The following is a 19710-nucleotide window of genomic DNA, read 5'->3' on the forward strand; positions in this document are numbered from 1 at the left end:
GGTCGGGGCGGCCGGCCGGGCGCGGGGTCACGCGGTGGGCGCCGACGCCGTGCGGATCGGGGAGTGTGCCGGGGCGGTCCGCTGCTCCGCCCCGGCACGTCAGATGGCCGGGACCGGCCTCAGCCCTCGCTGCTGTCGCTGCTGAACGCGGCGTCGAACGAGGTCGTCGACGGTTCGAAGAGCTGGCTGCGGACGTACCGCAGGGCCTCCGGCGCGCCGTGCAGCCGGTCCATCCCGGCGTCCTCCCACTCGATGGAGATCGGTCCGCGGTAGCCGATGGATTCCAGGGCGCGGAAGCTGGCCTCCCACGGCACGTCGCCGCGCCCGGTGGAGACGAAGTCCCAGCCGCGGCGGGGGTTGCCCCAGGCCAGGTGCGAACCCATGCGCCCGTTGCGGCCGTTGCCGGTGTTCCGGCGGGCGTCCTTGCAGTCCACGTGGTAGATCCGGTCGGCGAAGTCCAGCAGGAACCCGACCGGGTCGATGTCCTGCCACACCATGTGGCTGGGGTCCCAGTTGAGGCCGAACGCCTCGCGGTGGCCTATCGCCTCCAGGGTCCGGACGGTGGTCCAGTGGTCGTAGGCGATCTCCGAGGGGTGCACCTCGTGGGCGAACCGCACGCCCTCCGCGTCGAAGACGTCGAGGATCGGGTTCCACCGGTCGGCGAAGTCCTGGTAGCCGGCGTCGATGTACTCCTGGCCGACGGGCGGGAACATCGCCACGTACTGCCAGATCGAGGAACCGGTGAAGCCGACGACCGTGTCCACGCCCAGCCGCTTGGCGGCACGGGCGGTGTACTCGATCTCCTCCGCCGCGCGGCGCCGGACGCCCTCGGCGTCGCCGTCGCCCCAGACCCGGTCCGACAGCATGGCGCGGTGCCGGTGGTCGATCGGGCTGTCGCAGACGGCCTGCCCGGTCAGGTGGTTGGAGATGGCCCAGACGCCGAGGCCGTGCTGTTCCAGGATGTCCCGGCGCGACTTCAGGTAGGCGTCGTCCTCGGCGGCGCGGCGGACGTCCAGGTGGTCGCCCCAGCAGGCGATCTCCAGTCCGTCGTAGCCCCACTCGGAGGCGAGGCGCGCGACCTCGGTGAACGGCAGATCGGCCCACTGGCCGGTGAACAGGGTGATCGGTCGGGTCATCGTGCGGCCTCCCGCTCTCGGTCCGCTCGGGCTTCGGCTCCGGCCGCGGCGGCCGGGGCGCTGGTGTCGACGGTGGTCCAGACGCTGTCGGCGGCGGCGCTCGTCTCGACCGCCGCCAGCACCCGCTGGACGGCCAGGCCGTCGGCGAACGACGGCGCCGGGTCCTCGCCGGCGTCGATGGCGGCCAGCAGATCGGCCGCCTGGTGGGAGAAGCCGTGCTCGTAGCCGAGCAGGTGGCCCGGCGGCCACCACGCCGAGACGTAGGGGTGGTCCGGCTCGGTGACCAGCACCCGGGTGAAGCCCCGGGTGCGGGACGGTGTCGACTCCTCGTAGAGGTGCAGGGCGTTCATGTCCTCGAAGTCGAAGGCGAGGCTGCCCTCGGTCCCCGAGATCTCGATCCGCAGGGCGTTCTTGCGGCCCGAGGCGAACCGGGTCGCGGTGAAGGTCGCCGGAGCGCCACCGGCGAGCCGGGCGAGGAAGACGGCGGAGTCGTCGACCGTGACCCGGCCGGTCCCCGAACCGTCCGCCAGCGGGCGTTCGGTGACGAACGTGTCGGTCAGCCCGCTGACCCCGGTCACCGGCAGGCCGGTGATGAACTGGGTGAGGTCGACGGCGTGGGCGCCGATGTCGCCCAGCGCGCCGGAGCCGGCCCGGTTCTTCTCCAGCCGCCAGGACATCGGCGAGGCCGGGTCGCTCAGCCAGTCCTGGAGGTACTCGGCACGGACCTGGCGGACCTCGCCGATCCGGCCCTCGGCGACCAGCTTCCTGGCCAGCGCCACCGCCGGAACCCGCCGGTAGGTGAACCCCACCATCGAGCGCACCCCGGCGGCGCGGGCCCTCTCCGCCGCCGCGGCCATGGCCTCCGCCTCGGCGACGGAGTTGGCGAGCGGCTTCTCGCACAGCACGTGCTTCCCGGCCTCCAGCGCGGCGATCGCGATCTCCGCGTGGGTGTCGCCCGGGGTGCAGATGTCCACCAGGCCGACGTCCTCGCGGGCCACCAGGGCCCGCCAGTCGGTCTCGACGTGTTGCCAGTCGAACCGCCGCGCCAGCTCCCCGGCGGCCACCCGGTCACGGCCGCCGAGGGCGACCAGACGCGGGGTCAGCGCCGGGTCGAAGAAACTTCTGGCGTTGCGCCACCCCTGCGAATGGGCCATGCCCATGAAGGCGTAGCCGACCATGCCGATTCCGATGGACCGCCGCTCGGCGCCACTCATCCTGTCTCCTTCTTCCGCCTTGGAAGACGCGTCCGGCTCCGGGCCGGAACTTCCCACCCGCACGTCAGGACTCGAAGCCCAGCGGCAGGTACTGCTCGACGTTGTCGGCGTTCACGACCGGGGCGTTGAGCACGACCCGGCGCGGCACCTCGACCTGCACCAGGTCGGCGAGGCCCTTCTCCTGCGCCAGCAGCCGGGCGAGGCGGACACCGTCGGCGGCCTGCGTCGGCGGGTAGAGGACGGTCGCCTCCATCGTGCCCTCCTGGATCCAGCGCATCGCGTTGGCCGAACCGGCGCCGCCGATGAAGAAGAACTCGTCGCGGTCGGCGTTCTCGAAGGCCGCCTTGACGCCGACACCCTGGTCGTCGTCGTGGTTCCAGATGATGTCGATCTCGCTTGCCGCCTGGAGCAGGTTGGAGGCGGCGGCCTCGCCGGACTCGACGGTGAACTCCGCGGCGACCCGGCGGTCCACGTCCTGGCCGCACTCGGCGAGCGCGTCCTCGAAGCCCTGCGAGCGGTCCTGGGTCAGGGGCAGCGAGTCGATGCCGGCGATCTCGGCGATCACCGCGTCGCCGAGGTCGTTCTCCTCGACCAGCTGGCAGGCGTAGGTCCCCGCGGAGACGCCCATGCCGTAGTTGTCGCCCAGGATGGTGGTGCGGGCGGCGAACTCGCTGGAGAACTCGCGGTCCACGTTGATGACCGGGATGCCGGCCTGCATCGCCTCGATGGCGACCTCGGTCAGCGCGGCGCCGTCCGTGGGCAGCAGCACTATGGCGTCCACGCCCTCGTTGATGAACGTCTCGACGTGGCTGATCTGCGCGGAGGGGTCGTTGGTGCCCTCGGCGAGCCGGAAGTCGATGTCGTCGTACTTCTCGGCCTCCGACTCGGCGGCGGAGTTGATCGCCGCCAGCCAGCCGTGGTCGGCGGCCGGGCCGGAGAAGCCGATGACGACCGTGTCGCCGGTCTCGTCGTTGTCGCTGACCGCGGCGGGTGCGTCGTCGTCACCGTCGTCGTCGGTGGCGGTGTTGCTGGTGCAGCCGACGGCCAGCGCGGCCACGGCGGTCAGGGCACCGACGCGGGTCAGGATCCGGGTACGGCGGGTTCTGGCGGTACGGGACATGACGGTCCTGCCTTTCGAAAGCAAGAGGAGCGGCCTGGTGTGCCCGGAGTCGTCGCAGCTTCGGGCGGCGGTACTGGGTGCGGTGCTTGGGGGGTGGCTCGCGTGGGCCGGTGCCGTGGCGCGTGGCGCCGTGGGTGGCACGCGGGACGGACCGGTCACCGGTCCGCCGGGGCCGTCTGGGGGCCGGCCGGGGTGGCGCGCGGACCGCGGACCGCCGGTGGGCGGTACGCGGGCGGCGCGCCCGGTCAGCCGGGTGAGGAACGCGCCGCCATCCGCTGCTGCAGCAGCACCGCGATCACGATGATCGCGCCCTTGGCCACGGCCTGGGTGGAGGTGTCCAGGTTGTTCAGCGTGAACACGTTGGTCAGCGTGGTGAAGATCAGCACGCCGAAGACGGTGCCGACGATGGTGCCGCGTCCGCCGCTGAGCAGGGTGCCTCCGATGACCACGGCCGCGATGGCGTCCAGCTCGTAGAGCGTTCCGTGGGTGGAGGTGCCGGCGGTGGTGCGGGCCATCAGCATCACGGCGGCGATGCCGCAGGCGACACCGAGCAGCACGTACAGCATCGTCTGGTGCCGCTTGACGTTGATGCCGGCGAGCCGCGCGGCCTCGGGGTTGCCGCCGACCGCCAGGGTGCGGCGGCCGAAAGCGGTGCGGTTCAGCAGCACCCAGCCGCCGACCGCGACCAACGCGAAGATGATCACCAGCCGGGGCACCCCGAACAGCGAGCCCCGGAAGAAGTCCAGGAACGGGCTGACGGTGACGACCTGCGTCTTCTTGTCGGCGATGATCTCCGCCAGGCCCCGCGCCGCCGCCAGCATCGCCAGCGTCACGATGAAGGCCGCCATGCGTCCGTAGGCGATCAGCAACCCGTTGACCAGGCCGCATCCGGCTCCCACCATCAACGCGGTGGTGACCATCAGGATCCAGTGGAAGTCGTTGGCCATCGTCTGGGTGGCCAGCGTGGTCGCCCACACCGAGGCCAGGGCCACGATGGCGCCGACCGAGAGGTCGATGCCGCCACCGGTGATGACGAAGGTCATCCCGACCGAGACCACACCGATGACCGAGGCCAGACGCAGCACGGTCATCATGTTGTCGACGTTGGCGAACCGGTCGCCGGCCGTGATGAGACCGATGACGCACAGCAGCAGCAGCGCGACGACCAGGCCCATGTTGCGGCCGGCCGAACCGGAGAGCAGGCTCGCCACCCGGTCGCGGGCACCGCCGCCGGAGGCGCCCTTCTTCTCCGGTATGTCCTCGCCCGGGCCCGGCTCTCCGCCGGACTCCACGGCACTCGTCTGGAGGCTCACGCCACCTCACCTTCCATCACCATGTCGAGCACCTGGTGCTCGTCGATCTCGTCGGCCGGGCAGTCGTGCACCAGGCTTCCGTCGGATATCACCAGCACCCGGTCGGAGAGGCCGATGACCTCCTCGATCTCGCTGGAGACGACGACCACCGCGATGCCCTCGGCCGCCAGCGAGCGGACCAGCGCGTAGATCTCGGTGCGGGCACCGACGTCCACGCCACGGCTGGGCTCGTCCAGCAGCAGCACCTTGCAGTCGCGCAGCAGCCAGCGGGCCAGCACGACCTTCTGCTGGTTGCCGCCGGAGAGGGTTCCGGCGGCGCGTTCGACGTCGTTGGGGCGCAGGTCCAGCGCCGCGGTGTTCTCGGCGGCGGCCCGGCGCTCGGCGGCGCTGTCCAGGAATCCGCCGCGGGTGAACCGCGGCAGGCTGGCCATCGTCACGTTGCGGTAGATCGGGTCGCGCAGCACCAGCGCCTGGCTCTTGCGCTCCTCGGGAGCGAAGCCGATCCCGGCGGCCATCGCGGAACCGACGCGGCCCGGCCGCAACCGCCGCCCGGCGACCTTGACGCTGCCGGAGCTCTGCTTGCGGGCGCCGTAGACGGTCTCCAGGATCTCGGACCGGCCGGAGCCGACCATGCCGGCCAGGCCGACGATCTCGCCGGGGCGGACGCTGAAGGTGACATCGCTGAACTCGCCCTTGCGGCCGAGCCCTTCGACCTCCAGTACCGGGTCCCCGGCGGGGGCGCCCGCGCCGCGGTCGGGGAAGACGTAGTCGATGGACCGGCCGGTCATCAGCCGGATCACCTCACGGGTGGGGGTCTCCTTGGCCCCCAGCCCGGTGGCGACGGTCCGGCCGTCCTTCAGGACGGTGACACGGTTGCCGATCTCCCGGATCTCCTCCAGGCGGTGCGAGATGTAGACGATCGCCACACCCTGCGCGGAGAGGTCGCGGATCACCCGGAACAGCCGGCCGACCTCCTCCTGGTCGAGCACCGCGGAGGGCTCGTCCATCACGATCAGCTTGGCGTCGTGCGACAGCGCGCGGGCCATGGAGACGATCTGCTTGCCGGCGGCCGACATCCGCCCGACCTCCAGGGTCGGCGAGACCTCCGGGTGGCCGAGGCGCCGGAGCAGTTGGGCGGCGGCGGCGTTGGACTCGGCGGCGGCGCTCAGTCCCCAGCGGTTGCGGCGCTCGTGGCCGAGGTGGATGTTCTCGGCGACGGTCAGGCCGTCGACGAGGTCCAGCTCCTGGTAGATCGTCGCGATGCCGAGCTTGAGCGAGGCCTGCGGGTCCTGCAGCCGGACCTCCTCGCCCTCCCAGGTGATCCGGCCTTCGTCGGGCTGGTGCGCTCCGGCGAGGACCTTGATGAGCGTGGACTTGCCGGCGCCGTTCTGGCCCAGCAGGCAGTGGACCTCACCGGCCCGGACGTCGAGGTCGATCCCGTCCAGTGCACGGACACCGGGGAATTGCTTGACGATGCCGTGCATCTCCAGCAGTTGCTGATGGTCACTGGCGCCCGCCGCATCGCGGGCCGCCTGGTGTGCGGCTCCCATGGCGGATGAACGTAGGCGCACTTTTGCCGGGGGTCAATAGAAAGTCCAGCAGTTGTTGTCAGAAGGTATGGTTCAACAGAATGAAAGAAGGGGGCGTTGTACCGTGAACGCCCCCACCTTCGACTGCGGCACCGGATGGAAAGGCACGTCATGACCGCCACCTCCGCCAGTGGAACGCCGCCGCTCACCGCGGTCAACGCCACCGCCGGAACAGCCGCGCTCCTCCACCTCGTCCGCGACGGACGCCCGCGCACCCGCGCCGAGCTGAGCGCGGAGACCGGACTCGCGCGCTCGACCATCGCGGAGCGGGTGGAACTGCTGATGAACTCGGGACTGCTGCGCCACGCGGACAAGGGCCGCTCCACCGGTGGCAGGCCGCCCTCGCTCTTCGCCTTCAACCCCGACGCCCGCGTGGTCCTCGCGGCCGACATCGGCGCCACCCACGTCAAACTCGCGGTCACCGACCTCGCCGGAGAGGTGCTGGTCGAGGACGACGAGGCGATCGACATAGACCGCGGCCCCGAGGTCGTCCTCGGCCATGTCCAGGAACGCGGCCTGGAGTTGCTGCGCGGGCTCGGACGGTCCGCCGGCGAGGTCCTCGGCGTCGGGATCGGCCTGCCCGGACCGGTCGAGTTCTCCTCGGGCCGTCCCACCAACCCGCCGATCATGCCCGGGTGGGACGGTTTCGACGTGCCCGGCTTCATCCGCTCCCGGCTGGACGCGGTGACACTCGTCGACAACGACGTCAACATCATGGCGCTCGGCGAGCACCGCACCCGCTGGCCGGACGAGGCTCAGTTCATCCTGGTGAAGGTCGCCACCGGAATCGGCAGCGGCATCGTCATCGACGGTCGACTGCACCGCGGTTCGCAGGGCGTCGCCGGCGACATGGGCCACGTACGGCTCCCCCACGACGCCGACGTCGCGGACGTGCTCTGCCGCTGCGGCAACGTCGGCTGCCTGGAGTCCGTGGCCAGCGGCGCCGCCATCGCCGCCCGCCTCACCGAACAGGGCGTGACCGCCCGGGGCAGCGCCGAGGTCGTCGCCCTGGCCCGCAGCGGCTCGGTGCCCACCCTGCGCCTGGTCCGGCAGGCCGGCCGCGACATCGGCGAGGTGCTGGCCACCGCGGTCAGCCTGATCAACCCCTCCGTCGTGGTGATCGGCGGGGCGCTGTCCCAGGCCGGCGAGCATCTGATCGCCGGCGTACGGGAGGTCGTCTACCAGCGGTCGCTGCCGCTGGCCACCGAACACCTGCGCATCGTCCAGGCCGACTCCGGCGGCCACTCCGGAATCCACGGCGCCGCGTTCATGGTCATCGAACACGCCCTGGCACCGGCCCAGTTGGACGCGCTCCTCACCGCCTGAACGCCCCGCCCCCGCACGCTCCGGCCCCGCCGGGTCCCCGTGACCCGCGCGGGGCCGATCCGTACCGGGCGCCCCGGGGTCCCGGCACGAACCGCGACGAACCGCGACGAACCGTGAGGGCACACAACGAACGAGGGCCCGCATCCTCAAAGGATGCGGACCCTCGTCTCGCAGTAGCGGGGACAGGATTTGAACCTGCGACCTCTGGGTTATGAGCCCAGCGAGCTACCGAGCTGCTCCACCCCGCGCCGTGGTCCCCTTCCGGGGGCCTGCCGCCTCGGGTTTCCCCTTGGCGACAGGTGAAACACTACCACGGCGCGGGACGGTCACCTCGCACGCCTGCGCGGCGTCACTCGTCGGACGGCTCCTCGTCCGGATCGGCGGCCGAGTCGTCCTCAGCGCCGTCGGGGCGCAGCGCCTCGTCCAGCTGGCGGCTCAGCTCCTTGATCCGGTCCTGTGCCTCACCGAAGGACGCCCAGTCACCGTCGGCGAACGCCTCCTCGGCGTCCTGGACGGCCTGCGAGAGGTCCTCGGCGAGCTCGGCCGGGGTCTCCTCCTGGCCGGGCTCCTCCGGGTCCTCACCGGACTCGCCCTCGCCCGGCGGCGGGGTCTCGACCTCGTCCCCGGTCTCGGTGACCCCGAACAGCACGTCCAGCGCGTCCTCCAGCGTCGACTCGAAGGCGAGCTCGTCCCCGTAGGAGGCGAGCACCTTCTGCATGCGCGGGTAGTTGGCGCCGGCACCACGGACGTAGACCGGCTCGACGTACAGCAGGTCCTCTCCGCCGAGCGGGATGGTCAGCAGGTTGCCGTAGTCGACCTGGGAGTCGCCCCGCGTAAGCAGGTTGATCTCCGTGGCGATCTCGGGTTCCGCGTTCCACCGGCTCTGCACCTGTTGCGGGCCTGGTGTGGTGGTGTTGTTGGGCAAGGTGAGGATGCGCATCTTGCCGTAGTCGTCGCTTCTCGCGTCCGCCTCGACCGCCATGTACGCGGCCAGTGTCTCGCGGTCGCGCGGGTTGAACGTGGTGGTCAGCGAGAACGTCCGCTCGTCCTGGGTGGGCATGCGGATCGACAGGTAGTACGAGGGCACCACCGTGTCCTGGTTCTCGCCCGGCATCTGCGGCACGACCCAGCGCTCGCCGCCCGCGAAGAACAGGCTGGCGCTGTCGACGTGGTAGCGCTGGAGCAGGTCACGCTGCACGTTGAAGAGGTCCTGCGGGTACCGCAGGTGGGCCATCAGCTCCTCGCTGATGTCCTCCTTGTCCGTGACGGTGCCCGGGAACGCCTTCTTCCAGGTCTGGAGGACCGGCTCGTCCTCCTCCCACTCGTAGAGGACGACCTCACCGCTGTACGCGTCCACCGTCGCCTTGACGGAGTTGCGCATGTAGTTGATCTGGTTCTGCTGCGCGAGCACCTGGCGCTCGGCGTCGGTCAGCGCCGTCTCCGTCGCCTGGTCCAGGACCGTGCGGGAGGAGTACGGGTAGCCGTTGGAGGTGGTGTACGCGTCCACGATCCACAGCACCCGGCCGTCGACGACCGCCGGGTACGGGTCGCCGTCCAGCGACAGCCACGGGGCCACCGCCTCGACGCGCTCCTGCGGGGTGCGCTTGTAGAGGATCTTCGAACCCTCGCCGATGGCACCGGAGTAGAGGATCTGCGGCTCACCCATGGTGAGGGCGTAGGCGGCGCGACGGAAGTAGTTGTTGAGGTCGACACCACCCTCACCGGTGTAGCTGTAGTCCTGCTCCTGACCGGCCTGGGCGACGTCCTCGTCGGGCTCGGCCTGCTCGCCCTCCGCGGGCTCCTCGCCCTCGCCGGCCGCCTCGTCGGCAGCCTCCTCGTCGGTGCCGCTGTCACCGCGGATGTAGTCCAGCTCGGGCTGCGGACCGCCGACGATCGACCACTGGGTGGTCGCCTCGCCGAAGTAGATCCGCGGCTCGTACTCGCCGAGGTCACCGACCGGCGGCAGCTCCTTCTCGGTGAAGGAGGGGGTGCCGTTGCCGAGGATGTCGTCGCCCTTGGCCGCGACCACACCGAAGCCGTGGGTGTACCGGAAGTGGTCGTTGATCCAGTTCCGGTCCGGCAGCTGGTTGATGTTGATCTCACGGACACCGATGACGGTGTCCTGGTCGCCGTCGCCGGACGCGTCCGGGTAGCGGTCGACGTCGAGCGTGGAGGCGAACTGGTAGTAGCCGCGGATCTGCTGCAGCTGCTGGAACGCCGGCGAGATCACGTTGGGGTCGACCAGACGGATCGAGGCGGTGCTGCGCACACTGTTGCGCAGTTCCTCGCGGTTCTCGTCCGTCACCACACCGGCCTCCTGGCGGCCGAAGGACTCCTTCTCGGCATCGTCGATGCCGTAGGCCTCCTTGGTCGCCGCCAGGTGCTTCTCGATGTAGGGCGTCTCCATGGCCTGCTCGTTGGGGCGCACCTGGAACTGCTGGACGAGCGCCGGGTAGACGCCGCCGATCAGGATCGCCGAGAGGACCATCAGGCCGAGGCCGATGACCGGGAGCTGCCACATGCGGCGCCACAGGGTGGCGAAGAACAGGACGGCGCAGATGATCGCGATGATCGTCAGGATGGTCTTCGCCGGCAGGTAGGCGTTGGCGTCGACGTAGCGCAGGCCCGTCCAGCCGTCCGCGTCCCGGAAGTCGCTGCTCTTGAGGGCGAGGCCGTAGCGGTCGAACCAGTAGGCCACCGCCTTCAGCGACACGAAGAGACCGAGCAGCACCGAGAGGTGGCCGGTCGCCGCGCCGGTGATCCGGTTGCCCGGGCTGGAGGCCTTGACCGCGCCGTAGAGGTAGTGGGTCACCGCCGCCGCGATCAGCGAGACCACGACCAGCGCGAACCCGATGCCGAGCAGGAAGCGGTAGAACGGCAGGTCGAAGGCGAAGAACGAGATGTCACGGCCGAACTGCGCGTCGGTGACACCGAAGGAGGTGCCGTTGACCCACATCAGCCAGGTACGCCACTGGCCGGCGGCCGAACCGCCCGCGATGAGGCCGACCAGCACGGCGACGGCGATCAGCACCCACTTCTTGAAGGGCGCGATGCTCATCCGGTAGCGGTCGAGGTTCTGCTGCTCCGGCGACATGCCGCTCAGCGGAGGACGCATCCTGTGGGCGAGCCAGATGTTGAACCCGACCGCCAGCGCCATCAGGGCGCCGAAGATCGCGAACAGCAGGATCCGGGTGAAGATCTGGGTCGTGAAGACCCGCGTGTAGTCGACGGACTGGTACCACATCAAGTCGGTCCAGAACCCGGCGAACATGGCGAAGAGAATGGCGAGACCGGCCAGGATCGCCGCGGTGATCAGCAGAGTCTTGGCGCCCCTGGACGGACGCCCGACCGTGAACCGCGGTACTCCCGGCCCGCCTGGGCCGCCCGGCCCTCTTGGGCCTCGGGGGCCTCTGGGCCCGTTCGGACCGTTGGGGCCTCCCGAGCCCCGGTCCGGCATCTGGAAAGCCAAGGTGCGCACCTCTAAGATTCGCAGCGGATGAATCTGGGCTCAGCCTATGGGAAGCCCACCCAAGTAACTTACTCAAGCTTTACTCAGTTCCCGTTCCCGGGGTGCGGGACGGCACGATATAGGCATGGACAACACCCACTCCGCCCCTCCCGGGGCAGGTCAGATGGCCACCGCCCCCCTCACCCGCGCCGTCCTGGAGATCGACGGCCATGTCTCCGGTCTCGGATGGGACCGGCCCGCCCTCCTCTTCGCGCTCGTCGACACCGCCCAGTTGCGGTCCCAGGAGCCCTCGCTCGCCGAACGGATCGGCCTCGATCCCGAACAGGGCGACCAGCCCGGCGGCTCGCTCACCCCCGTCGAGCAGGAGGAGATTCCGCAGGGGACGCCACTCGACGAGTTCCTCGCCACCATCGCCTGGCCGGACGCGGTCGTCGGCTGCGCGCTGACCGTCGAGCGGCTGATGCTGCCGCCGGCCGCCGAGGCCGCCGTACCCGACGAACTGCGGAAGGAGGAGAACGCCGACGCGCTGACGAAGTGGGTCGTCGAGCACCCCGAACGGCAGGAGGTGCGGATGACGGTGGGCGTGCTCCGCGACGGCGAGCGCGAGGCGGCGATCCGGCTGCGGGCCAAGGACTCGGACACCGAAGTCCTGACCGGCCGCGACCTGGTCCCGGGGCTGGCGGACGCGCTGTCCGCGACGTTCGAGGAGTGACCTGACGCGGGCCCTCGCCCGCCGGACCAGGACCAGGACCCGGGGCCGTCACCGTCAACGCCGCCAGCGGCGGCCGACGGTGACGGCCCCGGTCACGTCCTCGCCGCTCGGCCCGGCTGGGCTCGGCGCGGCTGGGCTCGGCGCGGCTGGGCTCGGCGCGGCTGGGCTCGGCGCGGCTGGGCTCGGCGCGGCTGGGCTCTGCTGGGCCCGGCTGGGCCGCGTGTCAGTCGCGCTCGCAGGTGCGCAGCGCGTCCGGGTTGTCGTCCCGGATGTGCTCCAGCGCCTCCAGGGCGTCGTCGAGGGTGCCGACCTCGACCAGGGTCAGCCCGTCGGGGGCACCACTGCGCAGCGAACGGCAGTTGGCCTCGGGGGTGAGGAAGTACTCGGCGCCCTTGTCGTGGGCGGCGATGGTCTTCATCAGCACGCCGCCGATCGGGCCGACCCGGCCGTCCTCCGCGATCGTGCCGGTGCCGGCGACGAAGGTGCCGCCGGTGAGGTCCTCGGGGCTGAGCTTGTCGATGATCCCGAGGGCGAACATCAGCCCCGCGCTGGGGCCGCCGACGTCGGCGAGCTCGATGTCGATCTCGAAGGGGAAGACGAAGGCGGTGCCCGCCTGGATGCCGACGATGGCGCGGCCGTCGTCCTCCGCCGCGGCGGTGGTGAGGGTGATGTCGAGCACCTCGTCGTCCGCGACGTCCTCCTCGGTGACGTCGCCCTCCTCGGCCTCGGCGGCGGCGTCCTCCGCGTCCTCCGCGTTCCCGGCCGGGCGGCGGACGGTGAAGACGACCTTCTCGTCCGCCTCGTTGCGGGTCACGGCCTCGGCGACCTGGGACGGCTCCTCGATCTTCTCGCCGTCGACCTCCAGGATGACGTCACCGGCGCGCAGTTCGCCCTCGGCCGGGCTGCCCCGGACGACGGAGGCGACGATCGTCTCCTGCTCCAGGTCGTAGCCGAGTTCGCGCAACGCCACCGCCTTGGCGCTCTCCTGCGAGCGGCTGAACTCCTCGGCGTTCTCCTGGTCCACCTCGTCGGCGGTCCGGTCGTCCGGGTAGAGGTTCTCGTAGGGGACCACCCCGGCCCGGGACGAGAGCCAGCCGCGCATCGCGTCCGCGATGCTCATCCGGTAGTTGACGCCGGTGACCCGCACCGTGGTCATGTTGAGATGACCGGTGGCGTCGAAGGTGTCGGTGCCCTTGATGTCCAGCACCGGAACCCCGTTGTGCTCACCGAGCGTGTTCACGGTCGGGCCGGGCGACATCTGCGCGTACGGGACCCTGACCAGCAGCCCCGCGAAGAGCAGCCCGAGCAGCAGCAGTCCCGACGTCAGCAGGGTGGCGATGCGGCGTGGCATGGATCGACAGTACGGGATCGCACCGTCAGCCGTCGGCCGGGGCGGGCGACGTCAGCGGCGCGGAGGCGGGTGCCCGCTGCTCCCCCGAGCGGACCGGGCGTTCCATCGCCGCCCGGAACGCCTGGTGGCTGCGGACTCCCGAGGAGTCCCGCCCGCCACCCACCCCTGTGCGCCTGCGTGTTGCCCACGCTCCCCAGAGCGCGGCCACCAGGGACCCGATCACGGGAATCAACAACCAGACCAACGCCGCCATGAGTACCTCCCACCTCGGCGATCTCCCGACCGGACTGTGCTTGCTGCCGGATCACCAACGCTCGTCCGGGCGGAGGGGTTACGCAACCCGGCCCGGCGCCCCCGGCAGCCCGCACCGGCACCGTGGCCGGCCCGCGGGCGGGTGTCTCACGGACGCTCGCCGGCCGCCACCCATTCCCGCGATCCGTCGCTGAAGGTCTGGTGCTTCCAGATGGGCACCGTCCGCTTGAGGTCGTCAATCAGCTTGCGGCAGGCGGCGAATGCCTCCTGCCGGTGCGGGCAGGACACCGCGACCACCACCGCGAGATCGCCGACGGCCAGTTCACCCACCCGGTGGACGGCGGCCAGCGCCCGCACCGGGAACTCCTTCACCACGGCCTCGGCGACGCTCCTCAGGGCGTCCCCGGCGGAGGGGTGCGCCTCGTACGCCAAAGAGGTGACGGCGGCGTCGGCGGCGTGGCCGTCGTGGTCCCGGACGGTCCCGACGAACAGGACGGTGCCGCCCGCCTCCCGGTCCGGGACGGCGGCGAACACCTCGTCCACGGAGAGCGGGGTGTCGCGGACGGCCAGCAGGCGAATGGGGTCCTCGGTGGTCATGCCCCCATGCTCCCGTACGGCGCCGCTCACCCCCAGCGGGGGCGGCGCGGCCACGACGGCGCCCCGCCGAACGGCGTCAGCGGCGGCGGCGCCGTGCCCGCCGGACCAGAGCTGCGGTACCGACCAGGGCGACGGTCGCGCCCGCCGCGCCCAGCGTGGTCGCCGCGTCCTTGGCGCCGAGCCGGCGGCCGGCCAGCGTGTGCCGGCCCTCGACCTCGGCCAGCAGCGCGGCGAGGACCTCCTCGTTGCTCCACCGCGGCCGCCAGCCCGCCTCGTGCAGCCGGCTGCCACTGACCACCCAGGGGTGCATCGTGTACGCCAGGTCACCGGCCGGTGACGGGGTGAGCCCCAGCCGGTGCAGCCGGGAGGCGGCGCCGAGCGCGACCGTGGAGGGCAGCTCCATCCGGCGGATGCCGGTCAGCTCCTCCACCTCCTCCTGTTCCAGCCAGCCGTCGCAGCCGACGGCGGCCGGGCCGTCGACCAGGTCGAGCGCCGCGTGCTCCAGCGCGCCCACCAGGTCCTCGACATGGCAGAACTGCCAGCGCGGCTGCGACCCGGCGACGACGAGCAGCCGGGGCGACTCGAAGTAGCGGGTCAGCGCGGTGTCCGCGCCGCCGCCCACCAGCACGGCGGGCCGCAGCACGGTCACCTTCAGACCCGGGTGGGTCTTGGGCGCACGCTCCGCCAGCCGCTCGATCTCCAGCAGGTCGTCGACCCCGCCGGCGTCGGCGGTGGCCCGCAGCTCCGCGTCCTCCGAGAGCGGCACGTCGTTGTCGGGGAGGGCGCCGTAGACCATCGCCGAGGTGCACAGCACCACGCGGCGGACCCCGGCGGCGGCCGCGGCCGTCAGCACCGTCTGGGTCCCGCGCACGTTGTAGGCGCTGCGGGCCGCCGGGTCGGACTCCAGGCCCAGATCGAGCGCGAGATGGACCACCACGTCGACCGGTGGCCCCTCTCCGTCGCCGCGCAGCCGGTCGGCGATGGCGGGGTCGCGGACGTCGAGGGTGTGCCACTCGACGCCCTCCGTCGCTCCGGCGCGTTCGTCCAGCGCGAGGACGCGCCGGACACCGTCGGCCACCGCGATCCGCTCGGTGAAGAGGGCCCCGACTCCGTCGGCGGCACCGGTCACGGCGATGGTCAGCGGGGCCGCCGCGGCGTTTCGCGCTGCGCGAACGACGGGCTCCGGGGAACTCACAGGATCTCTCCAGTGGTTGTTTCTGATACGACAGGCGTAGCCCCCATCCTGCCTGAGAGGTGTCTAGGCTGGAGGGACAAGCCCTGGTTTGTGCCCCGGTGGTTCCCGGGGTCACTCCGGTGCGGCGCGCCGGGCGCGCTGCGTGCCCGGCATCGGCGGCCCGTCGGTGACCGCTCGTCCGTACACACACAGAGCCGAGGAATCTTCGTGAGTGAGACCCCATTCGGATTCGGCCTCCCCGAGGAGCCTGAGGACGGCGAGTCCGGCAAGAAGAAGCGTGAGGGACAGGACGGCTCCGGCCGGGGTTCCGGCGGCGCCGGATTCGGCCTGGGCGGCGGTTCGGGAAGCTCGGGTGGTTCGGGCCAGGGCGGTGGCGACGGCCCCGTCAATCCCCTGGAGGCCATGTTCGGCTCGCTCGGCATGGGCGGCGCGGGCGGCGGCCAGCAGGACCTGGGCGCCGCGTTCCAGCAGCTCGGCCAGATGCTCTCCTACGAGGGCGGCCCGGTGAACTGGGACCTCGCCCGCAACGTGGCCCGCCAGACCGTGGCGCAGGGCGGCTCCGGCGGATCGCGCGACGCCAGCGTGGGCGGCCAGGACCACGCCCAGGTGGCGGAGGCGGTGCGGCTGGCCGACCTCTGGCTGGACGGCGTGACCTCACTGCCCTCCGGCGCGACCTCGGCCGTCGCCTGGAGCCGGGCCGAGTGGGTCGAGGCGACGCTGCCGGTCTGGAAGCAGCTGGTCGATCCGGTGGCGGAGCGCGTCGGCAACGCCATGGGCGAGGTGCTGCCGGAGGAGATGCGGGCGATGGCCGGCCCGCTGCTGGGCATGATGCGCTCCATGGGCGGCGCCATGTTCGGCACCCAGATCGGCCAGGCGGTCGGCACGCTGGCCGGTGAGGTGCTCGGCGCGACCGATGTCGGTCTGCCGCTGGGCCCGGCCGGCAAGGCGGCGCTGCTCCCGTCCAACATCACCGCCTTCGGTGAGGGCCTCGGGGTCCCGCTGGAGGAGGTGCGGCTCTACCTCGCGCTGCGGGAGGCGGCCCACCACCGGCTGTTCGAGCATGTGCCGTGGCTGCGCTCCCACCTGCTGGGCGCGGTCGAGGGCTACGCCCGGGGAATCAAGGTCGACAACTCCCGGCTGGAGGACCTCGTCGGCCAGCTGGACCCCTCCCGGCCGGAGGAACTGCAGGAGAAGCTCCAGCAGGGCCTCTTCCAGCCCGAGGACACTCCCGAGCAGAAGGCGGCCCTGGCCCGGCTGGAGACCGCGCTGGCGCTGGTGGAGGGCTGGGTGGACGCGGTGGTGCACGACGCCGCCAGCGGGCACCTCCCCTCCGCCGACGCCCTGCGCGAGACGCTCCGCCGGCGGCGCGCCACGGGCGGGCCCGCGGAGCAGATGTTCGCGAGCCTGGTCGGCCTGGAACTGCGCCCCCGCCGTCTGCGGGACGCCGCCCGGCTGTGGGCCTCCCTCGCCGACGCCCGTGGCACCGACGGGCGGGACGCCATCTGGGCCCACCCGGACCTGCTGCCGACCACCGGCGACATGGACGACCCGGACGGCTTCGTGCACCGCGAGCAGACCGACTTCTCCGAGCTGGACCGGATGCTGGGCAAGGCCGCCGCGGAGAAGAGCGACGGCGGCGGCGCCGATGCCCCCGAGGACAGCCGCGGCGCCGACGGAAGCGGCCCCGAGGGCGGCCCCGGGGACGGTCCCGAGGACGGCGACGAGGACGGCGACGAGGGCGACGACACCCCCGGGCGCCGCGCGTGAGCCTGCACCGTGACGCCGGCCGGGTGCTGGAACGCTGGAAGGCGCCCGACGACGCACAGCACCGGCTGCGCCACCTCTACCGGGGCCACCTCGCCGACCACGAGGACGCCATGCGGCGCACGTGTGCGCCCGGCCATCTGACGGCCAGCGCGCTGGTGGTCGACCCGGAGCAGGAGCGGGTGCTGCTGACCCTGCACGCCAAGCTCGGGATGTGGCTGCAGACCGGTGGCCACTGCGAGGAGGGCGACACCACGCTCGCGGGAGCGGCGCTGCGCGAGGCCACCGAGGAGTCCGGCATCGACGGGCTGAGGCTGCTGGAGCAGCCGGTGGCGCTGGACCGCCATCTGACACCCTGCGCGTGGCACCTGGACGTCCAGTACCTCGCTCTGGCGCCGCGCGGGGCCGTACCGCGCATCAGTGAGGAGTCGGCCGACCTGCGCTGGTTCGCGTACGACGAGGTCGCCGGGGTCGCTGACGGCTCCGTCGTCCGCCTGGCCTCCCGGGCCCGGGCACTTCTCTGACCCCCGCACCGCCGCTGTGACCACCGCGCCCCCCGTCGAACGGCGGGGGCGCGAGGCCTACGGCGGGGGGTGAGGCGACGGCGGGGCGGCGCGTTCAGTCCACGTCGCCCGGGGCCGGGGTGTCGCCGCCCAGGGCGTCGGGGGCGTCCGGGTCGTGAGGGGTGTGCGGCAGCCGCTCGGCGGCGACGACACCCTCCAGGAAGCCGCGGGCCCGCTCGGTGCTCGGATAGTTCTCCAGCAGCCGCCAGAACCCCGGGCCGTGGCCGGGCACCAGCAGATGTGCCAGTTCGTGGAGCAGCACGTAGTCGAGGACGTACTCCGGCATGCCCTGGAGACGGTGGGAGAGCCTGATGCTGCCGGCGGCCGGGGTGCACGAACCCCAGCGGCTCTGCTGGTTGGTGACCCAGCGGACCGTGCGCGGCCGGGCACGCCCCTGGAGGTAGCGGGAGGACAGCTGCTCGGCGCGCCGGGCGAGGTCGTCGTCGTCGAGGTACCGGCGCTCCTCCTGGGCGGCCAGCTTGTCCATCATGACCGTGACCCAGCGCCGCTCCTCGTCCTCCGACATCCTGGCCGGAATCAGCACGATGGTGCGGTTGCCGTCGCGGTAGGCGGAGACCGTCCGGCGGCGCCGCGCGCTGCGCCGCACCTCCACCGGACCGGAGGCGTGCGCGGTCACCCCGAGCCGGCCCGTCGCGGGCGTGCGCTGCGGCGGGCCGGCACTCTGCAGTGGATCGGCGGGCACATTTCGACGTTACCCCCTGGCTCGGACAAAAGTCGTGGCCGTCGTCGGCGTGGAGTCACCCGGTCTCCCACTTCCGCGCTATTTGTACGACTTCTTGAGTTATGTCACACCGTGGCGGACGCAGCTTCAAGCCACTCGTGGGAGCGTCGACAGTCACGATCCGTACGACCAACGCCACCGCCTGTGGATAACTTTCGGCACAGTTCCACCAATCTGCACCATGATGCTCCCAGCCGCCGCGGCGGCTTCGACCGGCAATCGACGCGCGCCGTGCGAGCGGGCCGTCCGGCCCGTCGGCACGAGGCCCTGGGGGTATCGCAATGCATCCGATGATCAAGCCCGCCCTGCGGCGGGGCTGGCAGGACCGGCAGACCGTCCGCTACGGGGTGACGCCCGCGCACTCGGTACTGCTCGGCCCGCTGGACCCGGCCACCGAGAGCTTCCTGTCCCTGCTGGACGGCACCCGCAGCCTGACCGCGTTGCGCGCGGCGGCCGACCGGCTCGGCATGGCGCCGGGCGCGGCGGACCGTGTGGCCCGGCAGCTCGCGGACGCCGGACTGCTGGAGGACGCCACCGCGGACCGCGCGGCGGCGGCGCGGATCAGCGAACGGCTGCGTCCCGACCTGGCCGCGCAGACCCTGCTCACCCGGTCCCCCGGGGACGGCCTCGGCCGGCTCACCGCGCGCCGCCGGGCCTGGGTCCAGGTACGCGGCGCGGGCCGCGTCGGGGCGGCGCTCGCCGTCGCCCTCGCCCAGGCCGGCGTGGGGCGGGTCGAGGTGGTGGACGGCGGGCGGGTGGAGCCGGGCGACACCTCCCCCGGCGGTATCCCCGCCGGCTACACCGGGCGCCGGCGGGACGGCGCGGCCCGCGCGGTGGTGCGGGCCGCCCTCCCCTGGCGGGGCGCGGCGGAGGAACGCCCCGAGGGCACGAGGCTGGTGGTGTTCGCCCCCCGCGACGGGGTGCGGGCGTACGTGCCCGATCCGGACCAGGCGGAGTCCGTGACGGCGGCGGGTGTTCCGCATCTCTACGCTGGCGTGGTCGAGGCGACCGGCTTCGTCGGGCCGCTGGTGGTGCCCGGGGTGTCGGCGTGCGCCCAGTGCCTGCTGAAGCACCGTGCGCGCCGGGAACCCAGCTGGCCGCTGCTGGTCGGGCAGTGGCGCAACGGCAGAACGCCCGGCGTTCCCGCCTGCGACGCGGCGCTCGCGGTCACCGTCGCCGGGCTCGCGGCGGCGACGGCCCTCAGCTTTGTGGACGACTCCCCCGCGGCGCCGGTCGGCATCCGCAGCGAGATCTCCCTGCCGGGGCTGGAGATGGACCGGCGGGAGCTGCCGCCGCACCCGGAGTGCCCCTGCGGGGCGGGCCGCACCCCGGACGGCGGCCGGCGGGGCGGGGCGGAGTCCGCCGAA

General features: G+C 72.3%; 16 protein-coding genes and 1 tRNA gene. 5 read left to right on the top strand and 12 right to left on the bottom strand.

The window, feature by feature from the left end:
- Positions 1 to 119 precede the first annotated feature (119 nt).
- The 5 genes from E0D90_RS11340 to E0D90_RS11360 form a co-directional block, all read right to left on the bottom strand.
- The gene (locus E0D90_RS11340; RefSeq protein ID WP_103501417.1) at positions 120 to 1136 is read right to left on the bottom strand and encodes a sugar phosphate isomerase/epimerase family protein; all 1017 of its coding nucleotides are present in this window, start codon (positions 1134 to 1136) and stop codon (positions 120 to 122) included.
- On the bottom strand, positions 1133 to 2350 hold the full coding sequence (locus tag E0D90_RS11345) for a Gfo/Idh/MocA family protein (RefSeq protein WP_130797714.1): 1218 nt from the start codon (positions 2348 to 2350) through the stop codon (positions 1133 to 1135). The genes E0D90_RS11340 and E0D90_RS11345 overlap by 4 nt, the downstream gene beginning before the upstream one ends.
- 64 nt (positions 2351 to 2414) lie before the next feature.
- Entirely contained in the window at positions 2415 to 3470 is a 1056-nt protein-coding gene (locus E0D90_RS11350) for a substrate-binding domain-containing protein (protein ID WP_130797716.1), read from the bottom strand.
- Positions 3471 to 3715: 245 nt separating this feature from the next.
- On the bottom strand, positions 3716 to 4783 hold the full coding sequence (locus E0D90_RS11355) for an ABC transporter permease (protein WP_438827390.1): 1068 nt from the start codon (positions 4781 to 4783) through the stop codon (positions 3716 to 3718).
- Positions 4780 to 6267, bottom strand: a complete 1488-nt coding sequence (locus tag E0D90_RS11360) for a sugar ABC transporter ATP-binding protein (RefSeq protein ID WP_130797735.1) — start codon at positions 6265 to 6267, stop codon at positions 4780 to 4782. Before E0D90_RS11360 ends, E0D90_RS11355 begins: the two co-directional genes overlap by 4 nt.
- A 216-nt stretch (positions 6268 to 6483) precedes the next feature.
- On the opposite strand from E0D90_RS11360, the gene E0D90_RS11365 reads away from it, so the two are divergent.
- Positions 6484 to 7698, top strand: coding sequence for an ROK family transcriptional regulator (locus tag E0D90_RS11365; protein ID WP_130797718.1), 1215 nt, complete (start codon positions 6484 to 6486; stop codon positions 7696 to 7698).
- Positions 7699 to 7872: 174 nt separating this feature from the next.
- Here the strand turns inward: E0D90_RS11365 and E0D90_RS11370 are convergent.
- Both E0D90_RS11370 and E0D90_RS11375 read right to left on the bottom strand, forming a co-directional pair.
- Positions 7873 to 7946, bottom strand: a tRNA-Met gene (locus E0D90_RS11370).
- A gap of 101 nt (positions 7947 to 8047) precedes the next feature.
- On the bottom strand, positions 8048 to 11155 hold the full coding sequence (locus E0D90_RS11375; protein WP_130797737.1) for a UPF0182 family membrane protein: 3108 nt from the start codon (positions 11153 to 11155) through the stop codon (positions 8048 to 8050).
- Between the two features lie 136 nt (positions 11156 to 11291).
- Between E0D90_RS11375 and E0D90_RS11380 the strand changes: the two genes are divergently transcribed.
- Positions 11292 to 11879 carry a PPA1309 family protein gene (locus E0D90_RS11380; protein WP_227870142.1) on the top strand — a complete coding sequence of 196 codons (588 nt, stop codon included), beginning with the start codon at positions 11292 to 11294 and terminating at the stop codon, positions 11877 to 11879.
- A 223-nt stretch (positions 11880 to 12102) separates the two neighbouring features.
- On the opposite strand, the gene E0D90_RS11385 is transcribed toward E0D90_RS11380, so the two are convergent.
- From E0D90_RS11385 to E0D90_RS11400, 4 genes are all read right to left on the bottom strand, one after another.
- A complete protein-coding gene (locus E0D90_RS11385) occupies positions 12103 to 13230 on the bottom strand; it encodes a YlbL family protein (protein WP_130797720.1) in 1128 nt (375 codons plus the stop codon).
- Positions 13231 to 13255: 25 nt separating this feature from the next.
- Entirely contained in the window at positions 13256 to 13483 is a 228-nt protein-coding gene (locus tag E0D90_RS11390; protein WP_130797722.1) for a hypothetical protein, read from the bottom strand.
- 146 nt (positions 13484 to 13629) lie between these two features.
- Complete coding sequence (locus E0D90_RS11395) at positions 13630 to 14079, bottom strand: molybdenum cofactor biosynthesis protein MoaE (RefSeq protein ID WP_103501423.1); 450 nt, start codon at positions 14077 to 14079, stop codon at positions 13630 to 13632.
- Between the two features lie 76 nt (positions 14080 to 14155).
- The gene (locus E0D90_RS11400) at positions 14156 to 15274 is read right to left on the bottom strand and encodes an NAD-dependent epimerase/dehydratase family protein (RefSeq protein WP_130797724.1); all 1119 of its coding nucleotides are present in this window, start codon (positions 15272 to 15274) and stop codon (positions 14156 to 14158) included.
- A gap of 207 nt (positions 15275 to 15481) precedes the next feature.
- On the opposite strand from E0D90_RS11400, the gene E0D90_RS11405 reads away from it, so the two are divergent.
- Both E0D90_RS11405 and E0D90_RS11410 read left to right on the top strand, forming a co-directional pair.
- Positions 15482 to 17041, top strand: a complete 1560-nt coding sequence (locus E0D90_RS11405) for a zinc-dependent metalloprotease (RefSeq protein WP_130797727.1) — start codon at positions 15482 to 15484, stop codon at positions 17039 to 17041.
- Entirely contained in the window at positions 17038 to 17562 is a 525-nt protein-coding gene (locus E0D90_RS11410) for an NUDIX hydrolase (protein ID WP_130797729.1), read from the top strand. The genes E0D90_RS11405 and E0D90_RS11410 overlap by 4 nt, the downstream gene beginning before the upstream one ends.
- 94 nt (positions 17563 to 17656) lie before the next feature.
- Here E0D90_RS11410 and E0D90_RS11415 read toward each other — a convergent pair whose 3' ends face one another.
- A complete protein-coding gene (locus E0D90_RS11415; protein ID WP_103528386.1) occupies positions 17657 to 18304 on the bottom strand; it encodes a M48 metallopeptidase family protein in 648 nt (215 codons plus the stop codon).
- A 329-nt stretch (positions 18305 to 18633) separates the two neighbouring features.
- On the opposite strand from E0D90_RS11415, the gene E0D90_RS11420 reads away from it, so the two are divergent.
- Positions 18634 to 19710, top strand: a 1077-nt coding sequence (locus E0D90_RS11420) for a ThiF family adenylyltransferase (RefSeq protein WP_227870143.1), incomplete at its 3' end; no start/stop codon positions are given.

Source organism: Streptomyces otsuchiensis (assembly GCF_004305975.1).
GTDB classification, from domain to species: domain Bacteria; phylum Actinomycetota; class Actinomycetes; order Streptomycetales; family Streptomycetaceae; genus Streptomyces; species Streptomyces otsuchiensis.